At 74.4% G+C, this 18,183-nt stretch carries 19 protein-coding genes and 1 pseudogene; 13 read left to right on the forward strand and 7 right to left on the reverse strand.

What is annotated here, in order from left to right; translation table 11 throughout:
• Positions 1–35: 35 nt before the first annotated feature.
• The 3 genes from lepB to hrpB all read left to right on the forward strand — a co-directional run bounded on the left by lepB (position 36) and on the right by hrpB (position 3,887).
• On the forward strand, positions 36–740 hold the full coding sequence (gene lepB, locus KRR39_RS19805) for a signal peptidase I (protein WP_216939146.1): 705 nt from the start codon (positions 36–38) through the stop codon (positions 738–740).
• A gap of 10 nt (positions 741–750) precedes the next feature.
• The gene (locus KRR39_RS19810) at positions 751–1,371 is read left to right on the forward strand and encodes an LURP-one-related family protein (protein ID WP_216939147.1); all 621 of its coding nucleotides are present in this window, start codon (positions 751–753) and stop codon (positions 1,369–1,371) included.
• A 149-nt stretch (positions 1,372–1,520) separates the two neighbouring features.
• Positions 1,521–3,887 carry an ATP-dependent helicase HrpB gene (gene hrpB / locus KRR39_RS19815; RefSeq protein ID WP_254185287.1) on the forward strand — a complete coding sequence of 789 codons (2,367 nt, stop codon included), beginning with the start codon at positions 1,521–1,523 and terminating at the stop codon, positions 3,885–3,887.
• A 37-nt stretch (positions 3,888–3,924) separates the two neighbouring features.
• Here the strand turns inward: hrpB and KRR39_RS19820 are convergent, their stop codons facing one another.
• From KRR39_RS19820 to KRR39_RS19835, 4 genes are read right to left on the reverse strand one after another with little or no spacing between them, the layout of a single operon-like run.
• Positions 3,925–4,599 (reverse strand): response regulator, encoded by a 675-nt coding sequence (locus tag KRR39_RS19820; RefSeq protein WP_216939148.1) that lies wholly within the window; start codon positions 4,597–4,599, stop codon positions 3,925–3,927.
• Complete coding sequence (locus KRR39_RS19825; protein ID WP_216939149.1) at positions 4,596–6,434, reverse strand: DUF4118 domain-containing protein; 1,839 nt, start codon at positions 6,432–6,434, stop codon at positions 4,596–4,598. The genes KRR39_RS19820 and KRR39_RS19825 overlap by 4 nt, the downstream gene beginning before the upstream one ends.
• Positions 6,435–6,460: 26 nt before the next feature.
• Complete coding sequence (locus KRR39_RS19830) at positions 6,461–8,437, reverse strand: APC family permease (RefSeq protein WP_367303688.1); 1,977 nt, start codon at positions 8,435–8,437, stop codon at positions 6,461–6,463.
• On the reverse strand, positions 8,434–8,802 hold the full coding sequence (locus tag KRR39_RS19835) for a hypothetical protein (RefSeq protein WP_216939150.1): 369 nt from the start codon (positions 8,800–8,802) through the stop codon (positions 8,434–8,436). The genes KRR39_RS19830 and KRR39_RS19835 overlap by 4 nt, the downstream gene beginning before the upstream one ends.
• Positions 8,803–8,959: 157 nt before the next feature.
• Here KRR39_RS19835 and KRR39_RS19840 point away from each other — a divergent pair, with 157 nt between their 5' ends.
• The 3 genes from KRR39_RS19840 to KRR39_RS19850 all read left to right on the forward strand — a co-directional run bounded on the left by KRR39_RS19840 (position 8,960) and on the right by KRR39_RS19850 (position 11,145).
• Positions 8,960–9,472: a GNAT family N-acetyltransferase gene (locus KRR39_RS19840; RefSeq protein ID WP_216939151.1), complete on the forward strand. Its 513-nt coding sequence runs from the start codon at positions 8,960–8,962 to the stop codon at positions 9,470–9,472.
• Between the two features lie 127 nt (positions 9,473–9,599).
• Positions 9,600–10,337 carry a DUF222 domain-containing protein gene (locus KRR39_RS19845; RefSeq protein ID WP_216939152.1) on the forward strand — a complete coding sequence of 246 codons (738 nt, stop codon included), beginning with the start codon at positions 9,600–9,602 and terminating at the stop codon, positions 10,335–10,337.
• Positions 10,338–10,341: 4 nt separating this feature from the next.
• Positions 10,342–11,145 carry a methyltransferase domain-containing protein gene (locus tag KRR39_RS19850; RefSeq protein WP_216939153.1) on the forward strand — a complete coding sequence of 268 codons (804 nt, stop codon included), beginning with the start codon at positions 10,342–10,344 and terminating at the stop codon, positions 11,143–11,145.
• A 10-nt stretch (positions 11,146–11,155) separates the two neighbouring features.
• On the opposite strand, the gene KRR39_RS19855 is transcribed toward KRR39_RS19850, so the two are convergent.
• Entirely contained in the window at positions 11,156–11,773 is a 618-nt protein-coding gene (locus KRR39_RS19855) for a hypothetical protein (protein WP_216939154.1), read from the reverse strand.
• A gap of 26 nt (positions 11,774–11,799) precedes the next feature.
• On the opposite strand from KRR39_RS19855, the gene KRR39_RS19860 reads away from it, so the two are divergent.
• Entirely contained in the window at positions 11,800–11,970 is a 171-nt protein-coding gene (locus KRR39_RS19860; protein WP_216939155.1) for a hypothetical protein, read from the forward strand.
• A gap of 40 nt (positions 11,971–12,010) precedes the next feature.
• Here the strand turns inward: KRR39_RS19860 and KRR39_RS19865 are convergent, their stop codons facing one another.
• Positions 12,011–12,454: a pilus assembly protein CpaE gene (locus tag KRR39_RS19865; RefSeq protein ID WP_216939156.1), complete on the reverse strand. Its 444-nt coding sequence runs from the start codon at positions 12,452–12,454 to the stop codon at positions 12,011–12,013.
• 173 nt (positions 12,455–12,627) lie between these two features.
• Between KRR39_RS19865 and KRR39_RS19870 the strand changes: the two genes are divergently transcribed.
• A complete protein-coding gene (locus tag KRR39_RS19870) occupies positions 12,628–13,056 on the forward strand; it encodes an Hsp20/alpha crystallin family protein (protein ID WP_367303689.1) in 429 nt (142 codons plus the stop codon).
• Positions 13,057–13,098: 42 nt separating this feature from the next.
• On the opposite strand, the gene KRR39_RS19875 is transcribed toward KRR39_RS19870, so the two are convergent.
• A complete protein-coding gene (locus KRR39_RS19875) occupies positions 13,099–14,724 on the reverse strand; it encodes an alpha-amylase family protein (protein ID WP_254185770.1) in 1,626 nt (541 codons plus the stop codon).
• Between the two features lie 336 nt (positions 14,725–15,060).
• Between KRR39_RS19875 and KRR39_RS19880 the strand changes: the two genes are divergently transcribed.
• From KRR39_RS19880 to KRR39_RS25700, 5 genes and pseudogenes are all read left to right on the forward strand, one after another.
• Entirely contained in the window at positions 15,061–15,495 is a 435-nt protein-coding gene (locus tag KRR39_RS19880; protein ID WP_216939158.1) for a PGPGW domain-containing protein, read from the forward strand.
• 8 nt (positions 15,496–15,503) lie between these two features.
• Positions 15,504–15,986, forward strand: a complete 483-nt coding sequence (locus KRR39_RS19885; protein WP_216939159.1) for a DUF2867 domain-containing protein — start codon at positions 15,504–15,506, stop codon at positions 15,984–15,986.
• Positions 15,987–16,058: 72 nt separating this feature from the next.
• Positions 16,059–16,937: an aldo/keto reductase gene (locus tag KRR39_RS19890; protein WP_216939160.1), complete on the forward strand. Its 879-nt coding sequence runs from the start codon at positions 16,059–16,061 to the stop codon at positions 16,935–16,937.
• Position 16,938: 1 nt separating this feature from the next.
• Complete coding sequence (locus KRR39_RS19895) at positions 16,939–17,583, forward strand: TetR/AcrR family transcriptional regulator (RefSeq protein ID WP_216939161.1); 645 nt, start codon at positions 16,939–16,941, stop codon at positions 17,581–17,583.
• Between the two features lie 61 nt (positions 17,584–17,644).
• A pseudogene (locus tag KRR39_RS25700) lies at positions 17,645–18,157 on the forward strand (aldo/keto reductase); the annotation flags it as partial.
• Between the last annotated feature and the right edge of the window lie 26 nt (positions 18,158–18,183).

The following is an 18,183-nucleotide window of genomic DNA, read 5'->3' on the forward strand; positions in this document are numbered from 1 at the left end:
GGGCCCGCTGCGGTACGTCGCATAGAGTCGCGGGCATGACGACCACGGACGGCGACGCTGCTGTCACGAAGAAGCGGCGGACCCTCCCGGTCTGGCTGGAGACGGTGATCCTGCTCGTCCTGGCGCTGCTCGTCTCGGCGATCGTGAAGACGTTCTTCGTGCAGATGTTCTTCGTGCCGTCGGGCTCGATGCGTCCGCTGTTCGTCGAGGACGACCGGATCCTGGTGCAGAAGATCTCCTACTGGCACGGCGACGTGCACCGCGGCGACGTCGTGGTGTTCGACGACCCGGGCGGCCAGTGGCTCGGCACCGAGGGCGTGCCCGCGCTGTCCCCGCTGCAGAAGGTGCTCTCCGAGGTCGGGCTGTACCCCACCGGCGGGCACCTCGTGAAGCGCGTGATCGGCGTCGGCGGGGACCGGGTGAAGTGCTGCGACCCTCAGGGCCGGGTCACCGTGAACGAGATCCCGCTCGACGAGAAGTCCTACATCATGCGCGGCGCGCACCCCTCGGACCGGACCTTCGACGTCACGGTCCCGCCGGGTCGGCTGTGGGTGATGGGCGACAACCGCGCGAACAGCGAGGACTCCCGGTTCCACCAGGACCTGCCGGGCGGCGGCTCGGTGCCGGCCAACGACGTCGTCGGCAAGGTCTACGCCATCGTCTGGCCGTTCGACCGGGCGCACCGTCTCAAGGAGCCGGCGACCTTCGAGAACCCGAAGCTGCGGGCCACCGACCGCTAGCCTGACTCGTATGCCCCCCTTCGACCCGAACGACCACGACGTCTTCCTGCTCCGGCAGAAGTGGACGATGGTCATCAACCGCTACTTCTTCTCGCTCCCCGACGCCGACGGCCGGGAGGGCGAGCGGTTCGCGTTCGTGGAACAGGCGCGGTTCAAGTTCAAGGAGGACATCCGGTTCTTCACCGACGAGTCGAAGTCGACCGAGGTGCTCCGGATCAAGGCCCGGCGGCGCTTCGACCCCGCCGCGCGCTACGACATCACCGACTCCAACGGCGACAAGATCGGCGAGATCCAGAAGGCCTTCGCCGCGAGCCTGCTGCGCTCGACGTACCTGCTGTACGACGCGCTGGGCAACCAGGTCGCCGAGGCCACCGAGCGCAGCCTGGCGGTGGCCCTCTTCCGGCGGCTGGTCGGCTTCGTGCCCTACATCGGCAACTACGCCGACTGGCTCCCGATCCCGTACCACTTCGTGTTCAAGCGGGGTGGCCGGGTGCTGGTGAACCACACCCGCCAGCCCTGGAAGCTCAACGACCACTACACGATCGACTGCACCCCCGACGCGGAGCGCACGCTGGACCGCCGTCTGGTGCTCGCCGCGGCCGTGGGGATGGACGCCCTCCAGGCGCGCTGAGCGGGTGGCCGCCGACCCGATCGCCCGTCTCCTGGCCGACCCGCCGGACCTCCCGGTCGGTGCCGGGCTGGCCGGGCTGACCGCGGCGCTCGGGACCCGCGGCACCGCGGTGGTGCAGGCGCCCCCCGGGCACCGGCAAGACCACGCTGGTGCCCCCGGCGGTCGCCGCGCTCGTGGGCTCCTCGGGCCGGGTGGTGGTGACCCAGCCCCGGCGGATCGCGGCCCGGGCGGCGGCCCGGCGGATCGCGCACCTGCTCGGCGAGCCGGTCGGCCGGACGGTGGGGTACGCCGTGCGCGGCGACCGGCGCACCAGCGCGGCCACCCGGATCGAGGTGGTGACCACCGGCGTGCTGCTCCGGCGGCTGCAGCGCGACCCGGCGCTGCCCGGGGTGGCGGCCGTGGTCCTCGACGAGGTGCACGAGCGCCAGCTCGACGCCGACCTGACCCTGGCGCTGCTGGTCGACGTGCGCCAGAACCTCCGGGACGACCTGCTGCTGGTCGCGATGTCCGCGACCGTCGAGGCGGCCCGCACCAGCGCCCTGCTGGACGACGCGCCGGTCGTGGCGGTCAGCGGGGCGCTGCACCCGGTCGCCGAGGTCTGGTGCCCGCTGCCCACCGGGGTGCGCCGCTCCGACGACCGCGGCGTGACCCCGCGCTTCCTGGACCACGTCGCCGCCTGTGTACGACGCGCGCTGGCCGAGCAGCCCGGCGACGTGCTGGTGTTCCTGCCGGGGGTCGCGGAGGTGTCCGGGGTGGTGCGCCGGCTCGGCGGCGTGGACGCCGACGTGCTCCCGCTGCACGGGCGGCTGACCTCCGAGGAGCAGGACCTGGCGCTGGCCGCCGGGCCCCGGCGGCGGGTCGTGGTCTCCACCGCGGTCGCCGAGTCGTCACTGACCGTGCCCGGGGTGCGCACCGTCGTCGACGCCGGGCTGTCCCGCGAGCCGCGCACCGACCACCGGCGCGGGCTCGCCGGCCTGGTCACCGTCGGGGTGAGCCGGGCGGCGGCCGAGCAGCGGGCCGGTCGCGCGGGGCGCGAGGCCCCCGGTGCGGCGTACCGCTGCTGGTCGCCGGCCGAGCACGCCCACCTCCCCCCGCACCCGCAGCCCGAGATCGCCACCGCCGACCTCACGTCGTTCGCCCTCGAGCTCGCCGTGTGGGGCACCCCGGACGGCACCGGCCTGGCGCTGATGGACCCGCCGCCGCAGACCGCCCTCGCGGCCGCCCGGTCGACGCTGGCGGACCTGGGCGCGGTCGACGAGGACGGCTCGGTCACCGACCGGGGCCGGGACATCTCCCGGGTCGCGGCCGACCCGCGGCTGGCCCGCGCGCTGCTCGACGGGGCCGCCGTGGTCGGCGCCCGGCGCGCCGCCGAGGTCGTCGCGCTGCTGTCCGAGGACGTCCGCTCGCCCGGTGGGGACCTGGTCGCCGCGCTGCGGGCCGTCCGCCGCGGCGGCGCCGCCGCGGCCGGCTGGTCGTCCTCGGTGCGGCAGCTGCGGGCCGCGCTGCCCGCCTCGGTCCGGGAGCACGACGGCGAGCGCGGGCTGCCCGACGACCTCGCGGTCGGGCTGGTCGTCGCGCTGGCGCACCCGGGACGGGTCGCCCGGCAGCGCCCCGGCTCGACGGCCTACCTGATGGCCTCCGGCACCGGTGCCGTGTTCGGCCCCGGCGGGTCCGCCCTGTCCGGCACCACCTGGCTGGCCGTCGCCGACGCAGACCGCCGCCCCGGGATGCGGGACGCGACGATCCGGTCCGCCGCGCCGATCGACGAGGACCTCGCCCTGGAGGCGGCGGCCGCCCTCTGGCACGAGCAGGAGCTGGTCGGGTGGGCCGACGGCCGGGTGGTCGCGCGGCGCAGCACCCGGCTCGGCGCCATCGAGCTCGCCTCCGAGCCGATCGCGTCCCCGGCGCCCGCGCTGGTGGCCGCGGCGGTGCGTGAGGGTCTGCGGGTGGAGGGCCTCGCGGTGCTGCCCTGGACCGAGGCCGCCAGCTCGCTCCGGGCCCGGATGGCGTTCCTGCACGACGCGCTGGGCGACCCGTGGCCCGACGTGTCCGACGAGGCGCTCACCGCGTCGACCGAGTCCTGGCTCGGCCCGGAGCTCGCCCGGATCCGCGGCACCCGCGACCTGCGCCGGATCGACGTCCTGTCCGCGCTGCGCCGGCTGCTGCCCTGGCCCGACGCGGGCCGCCTCGACGAGCTCGCCCCCGAGCGCGTCCGCGTGCCCAGCGGCTCCCAGGTCCGCGTGGAGTACGACGGGGAGCAGCCCGTCCTCGCGGTGCGGATCCAGGAGGCGTTCGGGTGGGCCGCGACCCCACGTCTCGCCGACGGCCGCGTGCCGCTGCTGCTGCACCTGCTGTCCCCGGCCCGGCGCCCGGCCGCGGTGACCGCCGACCTGGAGTCGTTCTGGCGCACCGGCTACCCGGCGGTGCGGGCCGAGCTGCGCGGGCGCTACCCGAAGCACGCCTGGCCGGAGGACCCGTGGACGGCCCCGCCCACCCGCGGCGTCCGCCGGAGGTAGCGACCTCTCCGGGGCCTTCCCCGACACCGGGGTCGGATCAGGGCACGAAGCGGTAGCCCATGCCGGGCTCGGTGACGAGGTGCCGCGGCCGGGACGGGTCGGCCTCCAGCTTGCGGCGCAGCCCGGCGAGGTAGACCCGCAGGTAGTTGGTCTCGACGGTGTACCCGGGCCCCCAGCCCTCGCTGAGCAGCTGGCGCTGCGACACCAGCCGCCCGGGCCGGGTCACCAGCGCCTCGAGCAGCCGCCACTCCGTCGGGGTGAGCCGGACCTCCTCGCCGTCGCGGTAGACCCGGGTCGCCGCGAGGTCGACGGTGAACGCGTCGGTCACGACGGGCGCCGGCGGCTGGTCGGGCACCGCGCGGCGTACGGCGGCCCGCACCCGCGCCAGCAGCTCGTCCATGCCGAACGGCTTGGTGACGTAGTCGTCGGCGCCCACGTCGAGCGCCTCGACCTTGTCGTCCGACCCGTGCCGCGCGGACAGCACGATCACCGGCACCTGGCTCCACTCCCGGATCGTCCGGAGCACCTCCACGCCGGACAGGTCGGGCAGCCCGAGGTCGAGCAGCACCACGTCCGGCTCGTCGTCGTGGCAGGCGTCGACGGCGGTCCGTCCGTCGCGGGCCGGCAGCACGTCGTACCCCCGGGCCCGCAGCCCGATCGCCAGCGTCCGCTGGATCGCCGGGTCGTCGTCGACGACGAGCACGCTGGTCACGGCTGGACCAGCTCGTGCAGCAGCGGCCGCGGAGTGGGTACGGCGGGCAGCGAGACCGTCATGGTCAGGCCGCCGCCGGGGGTATCGGAGGCGGTCAGCGTGCCCCCCATCGCCTCGGTCAGGCCGCGCGCCACCGCCAGGCCGAGGCCGACGCCTGCGCCGGCCGGGGCGTCCCCGAGCCGCTGGAAGGGCTCGAACAGCGCCGCGCGGTCGGCGGCCCGGACGCCGGGGCCGTGGTCGACGACCCGGAGCCAGGCCCGGCCGTCCGTGACGCCGCTGTCGACCTGGACGCCGGCGTCGGTGTGCCGCAGCGCGTTGTCCACGAGGTTGGCGACCACCCGGTCGAGGAGGCCGGCGTCGACCCGCACCGCCGGCAGGTCGTCGGGCAGGTCGAGCTGCACGCGGTCGCCCTCGGCCAGCCCGGACAGCGCCCGGGAGACCACGTCCTCGAGGCCGACGACGTCGGGCACCAGGGTGACGCCGCCGGTCTGCAGCCGGCTCAGGTCCAGCAGGTTCGCGATGATCGCGCCGAGCCGGTCCGCGGAGTCCTCGATGGCCGCGAGCAGCTCGCCCTGGTCGTCGGCGGTCCACCGGACGTCCGGGGTGCGCAGCGTCGAGACCGCCGCCTTGATCCCGGCCAGCGGGGTGCGCAGGTCGTGGGAGACGGCGGCGAGCAGCGCGGTCCGCAGCCGGTTGCCCTGCTCGAGCCGGTCCGCGGCGGCGGCCTGGACGGCCAGCTCCTCGCGGTCGAGGACCACCGCGAGGTGCGTGACGAACGCGCCCAGCACCCGCAGGTCGTGCGGCGGCAGGGTCCGGCCCCGCAGCAGCAGCACCACCGGCTCGCCGGCGTCCGTGGCCACGTCCGCGTCGCGCGGGTCGAGCGGCGGGCGGTCGCCGCGGGTGGCCACCCGGGTCGAGGTGCCGTCCGGCCCGGACCGCAGCAGCGTCACGGCGGTCATCGAGAAGGTCTCGAGCACCAGGTCCAGCAGCTCGTCGACCCCGTGCCGGGTGCGCAGCAGGGCCCGGTTCAGCCGGGACAGCGAGTCGGCCTCGCGACGGGCCAGGTCGGCCTGCACCGACCGCCGGGCCGCTGCGTCGACGACCGAGGCGACCGAGACCGCGACCACCAGGAACAGCACCAGCGCGACCACGTTCTCGAGGTCCGCGACGCTGAGCGTGTGCAGCGGCGGGGTGAAGAAGTAGTTGAGCAGCAGGCTCCCGACCAGCGCCGCCGCGACCGCCGGCCACAGCCCGCCGACGAGGGCGACCAGCACGGTGAGCGCGAGGTAGGCGAGCGCCTGGATGGTGGGGACGCTCCGCGTCGCGTCGAGCACGGCGGTCAGCAGCACCGGCCCGGCCAGGCCCAGTGCCCAGCCCCCGAGGCGACGGGGCCCCGACAGCGCGCTCGGCCGCTGCGCGTCGGCCGCGCCCCGGGCGTAGGGGTGGCTGACCATCAGCACGTCGATGTCGCCGGAGTCCGCGACGAGCCGGTCGCTCACCCCGGCCCGGACCGCGGCCGCCAGCCGGCTGCGCCGCGAGACGCCGACCACCACCTGGGTGGCGTCGATGCCGCGCGCGTAGTCCAGCACCGCCTGCGCCGGGTCGGCCCCGACCAGGGCGTGGTGCGTCCCGCCGAGCTCCTCGGTCAGCGCACGCAGCCGCGCCAGGCCCGGGGGGTCCGGGGCCCCGCCGGGAGCCGGGCGGGCGACGTACACGCTGTGCAGCTCGCCGCCGGCGCCCCGTCCCGCGATGCCGGCCGCACGGCGCAGCAGCACCTCCCCCTCGGGACCGCCGGTCAGCGCGACCACGATCCGCTCCGGGCTCATCGGGACCATGCCTTCATTGTGCTCCCGCGCCCGTCCTAGCCGACGTGCACGCGCGGGCGGTCCCGGCGGTGCGGCTCCGCGCGGCGCAGCACCTCCCGGGTGACCGGTGCGACCTCCCCGACCCCGAACAGCAGGAACCGCGCGAGGTTCGCGGCCGGGTTGCCCTCGGTCCACTCGAAGTAGATGTGCGGGGTCACCCCGGTGCGGTCCCGCACGGTCAGCAGCAGGGTGGCCAGCGCGTTGGCGACCGACGACGACTCCAGCGTGAGGACCCGGTAGGTCCCGTGCAGGACGTGCCCGTGCACCTCGAGCGCCCCGGTCTCGAAGTCCGACGGGTCGGTGACCGTCACCTCGACGAAGATCACGTCGGTGTCCAGCGGGAGGTCGTGGTCGCTCTGGATCTGGCGCAGCTTGTCGTCGTACTCCTCGCGGTCGCGGGCGCCGGGCTCGTTGGCGACCAGCCGGATCGTGCGCCGGGCGCAGTCGCGCAGGAACAGCTCGGCGGTCTCGTCGAGGCGTACGTCGGTGGTGCGCAGCTCGAAGGAGCGGTTCAGCCGGGACGCCACGGAGATCGCCAGGATGCCGCCGATGAAGCAGGCGCCGATCTTCACGCCGTCGGGCCGCTCGACGACGTTGTCGACGGTCGTGTAGACGAACACCAGCGTGATCACCGCGAACGCCCGCGACAGCCAGCGCTGCCCCGCGCGCCGGGCGGCCAGCGTGACCGCCGTACCCGCGGAGGTGAACAGCACCAGCACGCCGGTCGCGTAGGCACCGCCCTGCGCGTTCACGTCCGCCTGGAAGATCCAGGTGACCAGGAAGGCGACGGCGGTCAGCAGCAGCACCAGCGGGCGTACGGCGCGGGCCCAGCTCGGCGCCATGCCGTAGCGCGGGAGGTACCTCGGGATCAGGTTGAGCAGCCCGGCCATCGCCGATGCCCCGGCGAACCAGAGGATCGCGATCGTGCTCACGTCGTACACCGTGCCGAACCCGTTGCCGAGGTACCCGTGCGCGAGGTAGGCCAGCGCCCGGCCCGAGGCCGCACCGCCGGGCTGGAACGCCGCCGGGGGGATCAGCAGCGTGGTGACGAAGCTGCTGGTGACCAGGAAGACGCTCATGATCCCGGCGGCCACCGCGAGCATCCGCTTGGCGCCGCGGATCCGGCCGGCGGGGTCCGCCTCGGTGTCGCCGTGGTCGCCCCGCACGTGCGTCATCACCGCGACGCCGGTCTCGAACCCGGACATGCCCAGCGCGAGCTTGGGGAAGACCAGCAGCGACAGCGCGACGATCATCAGCGGGTCGCCGTGCTGGGTGGTCAGTGCCGTGGACCAGTCGGTGACCACGCCGGGCTCGGTGACCACGTGCCACATGGAGACCGCGATCACGACCACGTTGAGGGAGAGGTAGACGCCGACCAGGGTGACCGCGATGCCGATCGCCTCGGTGAAGCCGCGCAGGAAGACCCCGCCGAGCAGCGCCAGCAGCACCAGCGTGATCGCGACCTGGTGCCCGTGCAGCAGCGCGGGCACGTTCGGGTTCTCCACGATGTGCGCCGTCGCGTCCGCCGCGGACAGCGTCATCGTGATCAGGAAGTCGGTGGCCGCGAAGCCGAGCAGCACCAGGACGAACAGCTTGCCCTTCCAGAACGACAGCAGCCGCTCCAGCATCGCGATCGAGCCCTCGCCGTGCGGGCTCTCCTCGGCGACCCGGCGGTAGACCGGCAGCGCGCCGAACACGGTCAGCGCGACCAGCACCAGGGTGGCGAACGGCGAGAGCACGCCGGCGGCGATCGCGGCGATCCCCGGCTGGTAGCCCAGCGTGGAGAAGTAGTCGACGCCGGTCAGGCACATCACCTTCCACCACGGGTGCGTCCGGTCCCCGCTCGGTGGCTGCGCGTGCGGCCCCGGGTGCGACGTGGCCCGGTCGGCCATGTCCTCGAGCAGCCAGCCGCGGAGCCGGCCGGGGCCCGGCTCCCGGTCCGGGGTGGTCCGCGGGTGGACGGTCGTGGTCATCGAGCTCCTCGTGGGCGGGTGCTGAGTGCGGCGGCGACGGCGGCCGTGACGAGCAGGGCCAGCCGGACGACGTCGGCGGGGCCGTGCACGACGAGCTCGCCGTGCCGGTCCCCGAGGAAGCCGGTGACGAACAGCCAGCCGGTGACGGCGACGGCGACGCCCGTGCGGACCCGCTGGCGGACGCTGCAGGCCGCGACCACGACGGCCACGCCGGCGACCGTGAAGGAGTCCCCGGTGAGGTCGACGACGGCCAGGCAGGCCCAGTACGCCGCGAACAGCCGGGCGCCGGCGTCGCTCCGGAGCAGGCGCGCCAGGGGTACGTCGCGGGTCGACGACTCCCGGGGCAGGTGCACGGTCTGGGTCATGCTTCGATGATCCGGCGGCGGGACGCCGTACGACGGGTTCTTAACGAGCCTCTAACGGCCCCACTTTCCGCGCCCCCGTCTCCCGAACTCGCAGGGAGGTCGGGCGACCTCTGGGTCACCTCTCGTCCCCGTTGGCCGAGGAACTAGCGTCGGCCGGATGGACGAGCCCCTGCCTCCGCTGCACCTGGTCCTGCTCTCGATCCCGGCGATGCGGGCCCTCGTCGAGGGCGACCTCCCGACCGCGTCCGCCGTCACTGGCACGACCGCGACGCCGTACCTCGTCGACCACGCCTGGCTCTGGCGGATCCGCCTCGCCCAGGTCGAAGCCGACCCGGTCGCGCTGGACTGGATCGCGCGCCTCGCGGTCGCCCCCGACGGCACGGTGTGCGGGATCGTCGGCTTCCACGGGCCGCCCGACCAGCGCGGCATGGTGGAGGTGGCGTACGGCGTCGACCCGCTGCTGCGCCGCCGGGGGTACGCCCGGGCCCTGCTCGCCCTCGCGCTGGACTGGGCCGCCGACGAGCCCGCGGTCAAGGTCGTGCGGGCCAGCATCAGCCCGGACAACGAGGCGTCCCTCGCCACCCTCCGGCCCTTCGGGTTCGAGCGCGTCGGCGAGCAGTGGGACGAGGAGGACGGCCTCGAGCTGCTCTTCGAGCGACCTGCCCGGTGACGGCGGTCCGGCGTCCGGACGGGTGTGCGGCAGGCCCGTTCGCGTCCACAGCAGACCTCCTCTCGGACTTCTGCACACCTCGGATCTCCGACCGGAAACAGTCTCCGGCGCTCCCTAGGTTGGAGGCATGTCCCTTGACCAGCGCACCGGCGATCCCGAAGCCGCGCACCCGATCACCCGGTTCTCGCACCGGGCGAACGCGGTGCTCGACGGCCTCGTCGACGCGCCCACCTGGACCCTGACGGCCGCGGAGGCGGGCGCGGCGCTCGTCGACCTCACCCGGCTCCAGGCGCGGGTCGCCGAGCTCCGGCTCCGGGTGCTCGCCGCTGCGGACACCCTCGACGTGGGCGCCGACAGCGGGTGCATGCCGCGGGCCGGCGGCGTCAACGCCACGGTCGTGGTCACGATGACGCTGGAGCAGCTCCTGTCCGGGCTGGGCGCGGCCGGTCTCGACACCGGTGACCGGATCTCGGCCGGCGCGGCGCGGCGGCTCGCCTGCCGGGCCGGCCTGGTCCCGGCCGTGCTCGGTGGCGCCTCCCAGGTGCTCGACCTCGGCCGCACACGGCGCCTCCACTCCCGCGCGCAGCGGCTCGCCCCCCGGCCTCGAACAGGGCGGCTGCTCCGCGGAGAGCTGCGACCGCCCGGCCGCGTGGACCGAGGCTCACCACGAGGTGCCCTGGTCCGAGGGCGGCGGGACCAGCGTCCGCGCCGGCCGGCTGCTCTGCTCGCGGCACCACCACCTGGCGCACGACTCGCGCCAGGAGATGACCCGGCTCGCCAGCGGTCAGGTGCGCTTCCACCGGCGGACGTGAGTCTCATCGGCCGGCAGGGCGGGTCCCGGCGGCTGACCGGAGTGGCAGCCTGAGGTGATGACGAACGCGTACACCCACGGGCACCACGAGTCGGTGCTCCGCTCGCACCGCTGGCGGACGGCGGAGAACTCGGCCGGCTACCTGCTGCCACGGCTCCACCCGGGGATGCACCTGCTCGACGTGGGCTGCGGACCGGGGACGATCACCATGGACCTCGCGGAGGTCGTCGGCCCGGAGGGCAGGGTGACCGCGCTGGAGCGCACCGCCGACGCCCTGGACCTGGCGCGGGCCGAGGCGGACGCCCGGGGCACCACGAACGTCGACTTCGTGGTGGGGAACGTGACGGACCTCGACCTCGGGGACGACTCCTTCGACGTGGTGCACGCCCACCAGGTGCTGCAGCACGTCGACGACCCGGTCCGGGCGCTGCGCGAGATGCGTCGGGTCTGCCGAGCCGGCGGGACCGTGGCGGCGCGCGACAGCGACTACAGCGCGTTCGCCTGGTTCCCCGCGACGGCCGGGCTCGACCGGTGGTTGGAGGTGTACCTGCAGGTGGCCCGCGCCAACCACGCGGAGCCCGACGCCGGGCGCCGGCTGCTCTCGTGGGCCCGGGACGCCGGGTTCACCGACGTCACCGCCGGGTCCAGCACCTGGTGCTACGCCAGCCCGACGGACCGGGCCTGGTGGGGCGGGCTGTGGGCCGACCGGATCGTCGAGTCGGCCGTGGCCCGGCAGGCGGTGGAGGGTGGCTTCGCGACGCCCGCCGAGCTGGCGGAGATCGCGGCCGGCTGGCGCCGGTGGGCCGAGCAGGAGGACGGGTGGTTCAGCGTCCTGCACGGGGAGGTGCTCGCCCGCGCCTGAGGGGGCCGGTTCAGACCTGGACGCGGACCTCGTCACCGAGGCGGGCACCGGCCAGCAGCTCCAGCTCGTCGCCGGACCAGAAGCTTCCGGGGTCGTACCAGTTCGTCGGCCGCTCGGGGCCGAGCAGCCCCATCGCCTGGTACGTCGCGGCGACCACCTCCGCGCAGTACGTCGTCTCGACCGGCGCGGGTCGACGCACGCGACCCCGGACCCACCGGCCGGCCAGCGCCGCGGTCGCGGGGAACGGCGTCCCGTCCATCCGGGCGATGGTCTGCAGCAGCGCGGCCTCCATGTCGGCGGTGACGGTCGCGTCGAGCTGGCGCAGCCAGGCCCGCTGCTCGTACCGGCCGGTCCACTGCTCCACGGCGTCGCGCAGGTCGTGCAGCTGGACGCCCCGGTGGTGGGACCCCGTCCACACGTCGAGCAGGCCGCGGCCGAGCTCGGCGTGCCACATCAGCGGCGGCATGTCGTCGAGCACCACCGCCATCCCGACGTGGTTGACCGGGCTGTTGGTCAGCGCCCGGATAGCGTGGTCCGCGGCAGAGCGACCACGGAACAGCCACAGGTCGCCGGTGCGGGTCAGGTCGACCGCGGCGTCGAGCGGGAGCGGGCTGTTCCGGTCGGTCATCGACAGATCTCCTGGAAGGTGCGCGGATGAAGCTGTGGAAGGCGCTCGGACTCGCCGGGCTGGCCGGGGTGGCGACCACCGGGGCCATCATCGCCCGGAACCAGCGCGCCCGGGCGCAGCTGACACCCGACCAGGTGCGGGAACGTCTGCACGAGCGCCTCGAGCAGAGCCAGGAGCAGGGCCCGACCCGCGGCTAGCACCCCGGACGGCGACCCGGCCCCGGGACCGCCGGGCGGGTCAGGGCAGCACGGACAGCAGCGCCCGGGCGTAGGCCCGCTCGGCGTCGATGTCGACGTGCCGGACCTCGGCGGGCGCGACGCCCGCAGCAGCGGGACCCACCGCCTCGGACGGCACCTCGGACCCCGCGCTGAGCACCACGGCGAACCCGCCGGTCACCGACTCGAGCCGCAGGAACCGCTCCCCCAGCGCGTCGCGGAGCTGCTCCTCGCGCGGCAGCCAGATCACCTCGTCGCGGGCGATGCTGTCCAGCGCCCACTCGACGGTGCCGTTGAACCGCATCTCGCTGCCGAACTCCAGCTCGGCCACCTCGATCGACATCCCGCTGATCACGAACACCTCGTCGTCGAGGTCCCGGTCCGGGACCAGGAACCGGTCCCCGCTGGAGGGCGCCCACTCCAGACCGCGCGCGGCCAGCGCCTCGGCGAGCTCTCGGGTGATCACCCGACCATTCTGACCCGCTCGCGCAAGCGCGACCGGCGGCCGGGGCAGCCGGGCATCCTGCCGGCTGACCAACGGCTCTTGCCTCGGGCCGTCACGTGCGCTATATAAAACCTGTAACAGTCAATACAGGCTGTGACCCGATCCGAGCAGCTGTGGAGGTAGAGATGATGTACATGCGCACCGACCCGTTCCGTGACTTCGACCGCCTGGCCCAGCAGGTCCTCGGCGCCGGCACGACCTCCCGGCCCGCGGTGATGCCGATGGACGCCTGGCGCGAGGGCGACACCTTCGTCATCGAGTTCGACCTGCCCGGCGTGCCGGCCGAGACCCTCGACATCGACGTGGAGCGCAACGTGCTCACCGTCCGGGCCGAGCGGCCGCGCCGCAGCGGCGACTGGGAGACGCTCGCCTCCGAGCGCCCCTCCGGCCTGTTCAGCCGTCAGCTCGTGCTCGGCGACAACCTCGACCTCGAGAAGCTCGAGGCGTCCTACGACGACGGCGTGCTGCGCCTGCGCGTACCCGTGGCCGAGCGCGCCAAGCCACGCCGCATCGAGGTGTCGAGCGGCACCCGGAGCGAGGACACGACCGCGATCAGCTCCTGAGCACGGGGGTGCGGGCGGCCGGACCGCTGCCGGTCCGGCCGTTCACCGCGCGGTCAGCCAGGCCGCGGCGTACGGCGCCAGCTGGACCGCCCCGTCCCGGACGGTGGGCGGCGAGCCGGAGACGTGGTCGACCACGGTCGCCGGGTCCAGGCCGAGGTCGTGGAGCACCGAGAGCGGGACGTGCCGCGGAGCGGGCATCACGTTGTAGGCACCGAGCATCGGGCCCAGCGGGTGCCGGCGGGCGACCAGCAGCACCCCGGGGTCGCACGGGTCGAGGACCAGGGCGGGGACCGACGCGTGCAGGTGCGGCAGGGCCGCGCGGGCCCGGACCAGGTGCCGGACGCCGGCCTGGATGCCGTGCTCGTCGGCCGGCAGCGGCCAGGGCATCCGGGGCCGGTGCACCCACCGGTTGTCCCCGGCGTGCTCGGGCCCGTCGGGACCCGTGTCCCAGTCGGGGTCGTTGAGCAGCCCGAGCTCGTCGCCCATCCAGATCACGGGCAGCCCACCGAAGCCGAGCACGACCGCGTGTGCCAGGAGGATCCGCTCGACCGCCCACGGGTCCCCGGTGCCCAGCCCGGCCAGGGAGGCCAGCGACCCGGAGATCCGCCGGTCGCCCGTCGCCGGGTTCTCGCCGAACACCAGGCCGTCGGCCCAGGAGCCCGGGAAGGCGCCGGAGTAGAAGTCCGACAGGAACCGCCGGTGCTCGAACCCGGACAGCCCGACGGCCGCCGCGTCCTCGTCGGAGATCGCCCAGCCGATGTCGTCGTGGCAGCGGGCGTAGGTGATCCAGGCGGTGGTCGACGGCACCGGCGGCAGCTGCTGCAGGGCCCGCGAGGCCAGCCGGGCGTCCTGGCTGGCGAGCATCGACCAGACCTGCACCATCAGCCCGTTGTGGTAGGCGAGGTCGCTGACCTTGCCGTGGTGCTCGCCCTGCCCGAGGTAGGCCGGCAGGTCCTGCGGGCCGACGATCGCCTCGGCCTTGAACAGCACCGCCGGGCACGCGATCCGGGCGACGGCGCGCAGCGCCTGGGTCAGCGCGTGCACCTCGGGCTGGTTCTGGCAGCTGGTGCCGAGCCGCTTCCAGGTGAACGCGATCGCGTCGAGCCGGAACACCTCGACGCCGTGGTTGGCCAGGTCCAGGATCACGTCGGCGTACTCGCACAGCACGTCCGGGTTCGCCCAGTTCACGTCCCACTGGTAGGCGTTGAACGTCGTCCAGACCCAGCCCTCGAGCTCGTCGTCCCAGGTGAAGCTGCCGGGCGCGAGGTCCGGGAACACCTCCGGCAGCGTGCGCTCGTAGGCGTCCGGCACCGTCCGGTCGGGGTAGACCAGGAAGTAGTCCCGGTACGTCGCGTCGCCGGCCCGCGCCCGGACCGCCCACTCGTGCTCGCGCGCGACGTGGTTGAGCACCAGGTCCAGGCACAGGCTGATCCCGTCGCCGCGCAGCCGCCGGGTCAGCGCCCGCAGGTCGTCCAGCGTGCCGAGGTCCGGCCGCACGCTGCGGAAGTCCTGCACCGCGTAGCCGCCGTCGTTCGGCGCCGGCCGCGGGGTCAGCAGCGGCATCAGGTGCAGGTAGCCCACCCCCAGGTCCGTGAGGTACGACGCCCGCTCGGCCACCCCGGCCAGCGTCCCGGCGAACCGGTCCGCGTAGGCGGCGTAGCCGACCATCCCGGGCCGCTGGAACCAGTCCGGCTCCAGGGAGCGGCGCAGGTCCAGCCGGTGCAGGTCGTCCTCCCGCGCGGCGTACGCCCGCGCGGCCAGCCCGACCAGCCGGTCCACGACCGCCGCGGGGTCGGCGTACAACGGGGCCACCGCGGCCTCGAGGTCCGGCAGCCACCGGGCCAGCCGGGCCTCGAACACCTCCCGTCGGAGCGGGGGAAGCTCACGCAGCGGATCAGGGGCGGCGGGGGTGTGCACCGCCCCAGTATCCTGAAGCGGGCACCTTTCGCGTCCCCCGACCGTCGTCCGGGTAACCGCGTCGAACGCCCGGAGCCAGGAGACCTCATGTCGAGCACCCCCCGCACCGACCCCTCCGAGCGGGCCGACGCGCTCGGAGGCGAGCGTCCGGTCGAACGCGGCTCGTTCCGCGACCGGGTCCGCAGCAAGCCCGGACTGGGGCAGGCGTGGCGGGTGGGCGTGTTCCTGGTCGGCCTGGTCTGCATCCTGGGCGGCTTCGCGCTCGCCGTGCTGCCCGGGCCGCTGACCATCCCGCCGGTGCTGCTCGGCCTGTGGCTGTGGTCCACCGAGTTCCAGTGGGCGCACCGGTTCTTCGAGCCGTTCAAGAAGAAGGGCCAGGAGGCCTGGGAGCACGCCAAGCGGCACCCGGTCAGCTCGACCTTCTTCACCGTGCTCGGGCTGGTGCTGGCCGGCGTCGCCATCTGGGCGACCAGCCACTTCCACCTCATGGACCGCGGCAAAGACCTCGTCGGGCTGGGCTGACCCGCCCGATGGCGTACGTCGACCGGCACGCCGTCCTCGTCGACGCCACCCCGGACCAGGTCTGGGCGGGCGTCACGGCGCTCGGGGGCGACCCGCGCTTCTACGCGCCGCGGGCCCTGTGGCGGGTGCGCGGCCTCGCCGACGGGCTGCTCGGCGGCCCCGGCTGGCGGATCACCGGTCCGGGGCGGCCGCTCGAGCCGGGCGACGCGATGGACTTCTGGGAGGTCGTCGAGGTGCGTCCGCCGACCCGGCTGCGGGTCCGCGCGGCGACCCGGCTGCCCGGCACCGCGTACCTCGACCTCGGGGTGCGGGCCTCCGGCGCGGGCACCGAGCTGAGCCTGCGCACCACGTTCGAGCCCGCGGGCGTCGCCGGGCACGCGTACTGGTGGGCGACCGTCGGCGCGCACACCGCGACGTTCGCGCTGATGACCCGCCGGCTGGCCGGCCTCGTCCTGGAGCCCGCGACGCGCCCCGCGGTCGGGGGACCGTGAGCCGGGCTTGAACGACACGCGCACCGGACTAAAGTGAACTGATCGTTCAGTTCTCTAGCTCCAGGAGTGTGCATGACCACCACGCAGGACAGCACCACGAACCTCGCCGCCGCCTCGGGCAGCTACCGGATCGGGGGCGACCTGCCCGTCGTGCGCCTCGGCTACGGCACCATGCAGCTGCCCGGTGAGGGCGTCTGGGGCCCGCCGAAGGACCACGACGGGGCGCTGGCCGTGCTCCGCCGGGCGGTCGAGATCGGCGTGACGTTCTTCGACACCGCCGACTCCTACGGTCCCGAGGTCGCCGAGGACCTGCTCCGCGAGGCGCTGCACCCCTACGCCGACGACGTGGTGATCGCCACCAAGGCCGGACTGACCCGCCAGGGCCCCGGCGTCTGGACCCCGGTCGGCAACCCGGCCTACCTCCGCCAGCAGTGCGAGCTCTCGCTGCGCCGCCTCGGCGTCGAGCAGATCGACCTGTTCCAGCTGCACCGGATCGACGCGAACGTGGCGGCGGAGGACCAGATCGGCGAGCTGAAGAAGCTGCAGGACGAGGGCAAGGTCCGGCACATCGGGCTGTCCGAAGTCTCCGTCGAGCAGGTCGAGGAGGCCCGCAAGATCGCCACCATCGCGACCGTGCAGAACCTGTTCAACCTCGCGAACCGCACCGCGGAGCCGGTGCTGGACTACTGCACGGCGAACGACATCGGCTTCATCCCGTGGTTCCCGCTGGCCACCGGCGAGCTGTCCCAGCACGACGGCCCGCTGGCCGCGGCGGCCCGGCAGCACGACGCCACACCGTCGCAGCTCGCGCTGGCCTGGCTGCTCAAGCGCTCGCCGGTGATGCTGCCGATCCCGGGCACCAAGAGCGTCGACCACCTGGAGTCGAACACCGCCGCCGCCGGCATCGAGCTCACCGACGACGAGTTCGAGGCGCTCACCGAGGCGGTCTGAGATGACCGCGGGCGGCACCAGGACGGGCGGGCAGGAGCCGGACAACGGCACGGCCCTGTTCGCCCGGCCGGTGAAGCCGCGCAGCATCAAGGTGCACGAGGCCGCCGTGAACGCCACCCGCGACCTGCTCGCCGAGGGCGGCCTCCCGGCCGCCACGATCGACGCGATCGCGGCCCGGTCGGGCGTCAGCAAGGCCACCCTCTACAAGCACTGGCCCTCCCGCACGGCGGTCGCCGCCGAGGCGTTCGGCCGGGACATGGCCGACGCGGTGCCGGCCTCCGACACCGGTACGACGGCCGGGGACCTCGCCGAGCAGGTGCTGCTGGTCAGCCGGTTCTACGCCAGCCCCGAGGGCACGGTGTTCTCCCAGCTGCTGGCCGCGACGGTCACCGACGAGGGCGGCGCGGCGTACTTCCGGGCCTGGTTCCTCGCCGGCCGCCGCAAGGCGATCGCCGCGATCTGGCAGCGTGGCACCGAGCGGGGCGACGTACGCCCCGGGGTCGACGCGGACACCGCCATCGACCTGCTGTTCGGGCCGCTGATCTACCGGCTGCTCACCGGGCACCTCCCCCTGACCGACGAGGCAGCGACCGCCGTCGCCGACGCGGCGCTGCACGGACTACTCACCACCACACCGAAGGACTGACATGCGCTACGAGAAGCTGGGCAACACCGGGCTCGAGGTCTCAGCCCTCACCCTGGGCTGCATGAGCTGGGGCGACGCGTCGCGCGGCGGGCACCAGTGGGTGCTCGACGAGAACGCCGGCCGGGCGATCATCAAGGACGCGCTGGAGGCCGGGATCAACTTCCTGGACACCGCCAACGTCTACTCCGCCGGCAGCAGCGAGGAGATCACCGGCCGCGCCGTCCGGGACTTCGCGCAGCGCGAGGACGTGGTGCTGGCCACCAAGGTGCACGGCCGGATGCGGCCCGGGCCCAACGGCGCCGGCCTGTCCCGCAAGGCGATCCTGCACGAGATCGACGCGTCCCTGACCCGGCTCGGCACCGACTACGTCGACCTCTACCAGATCCACCGCTGGGACGACTCGACGCCGATCGAGGAGACCATGGAGGCGCTGCACGACGTCGTGCAGGCCGGCAAGGCGCGCTACATCGGCGCCTCGTCGATGTACGCCTGGCAGTTCTCCAAGGCCCAGCACGTCGCCGACCTCGGCGGCTGGACCCGGTTCGTGTCGATGCAGGACCACTACAACCTGCTCTACCGCGAGGAGGAGCGGGAGATGCT

The sequence above is a fragment of the Nocardioides panacis genome (assembly GCF_019039255.1).
Lineage (GTDB): Bacteria > Actinomycetota > Actinomycetes > Propionibacteriales > Nocardioidaceae > Nocardioides_B > Nocardioides_B panacis.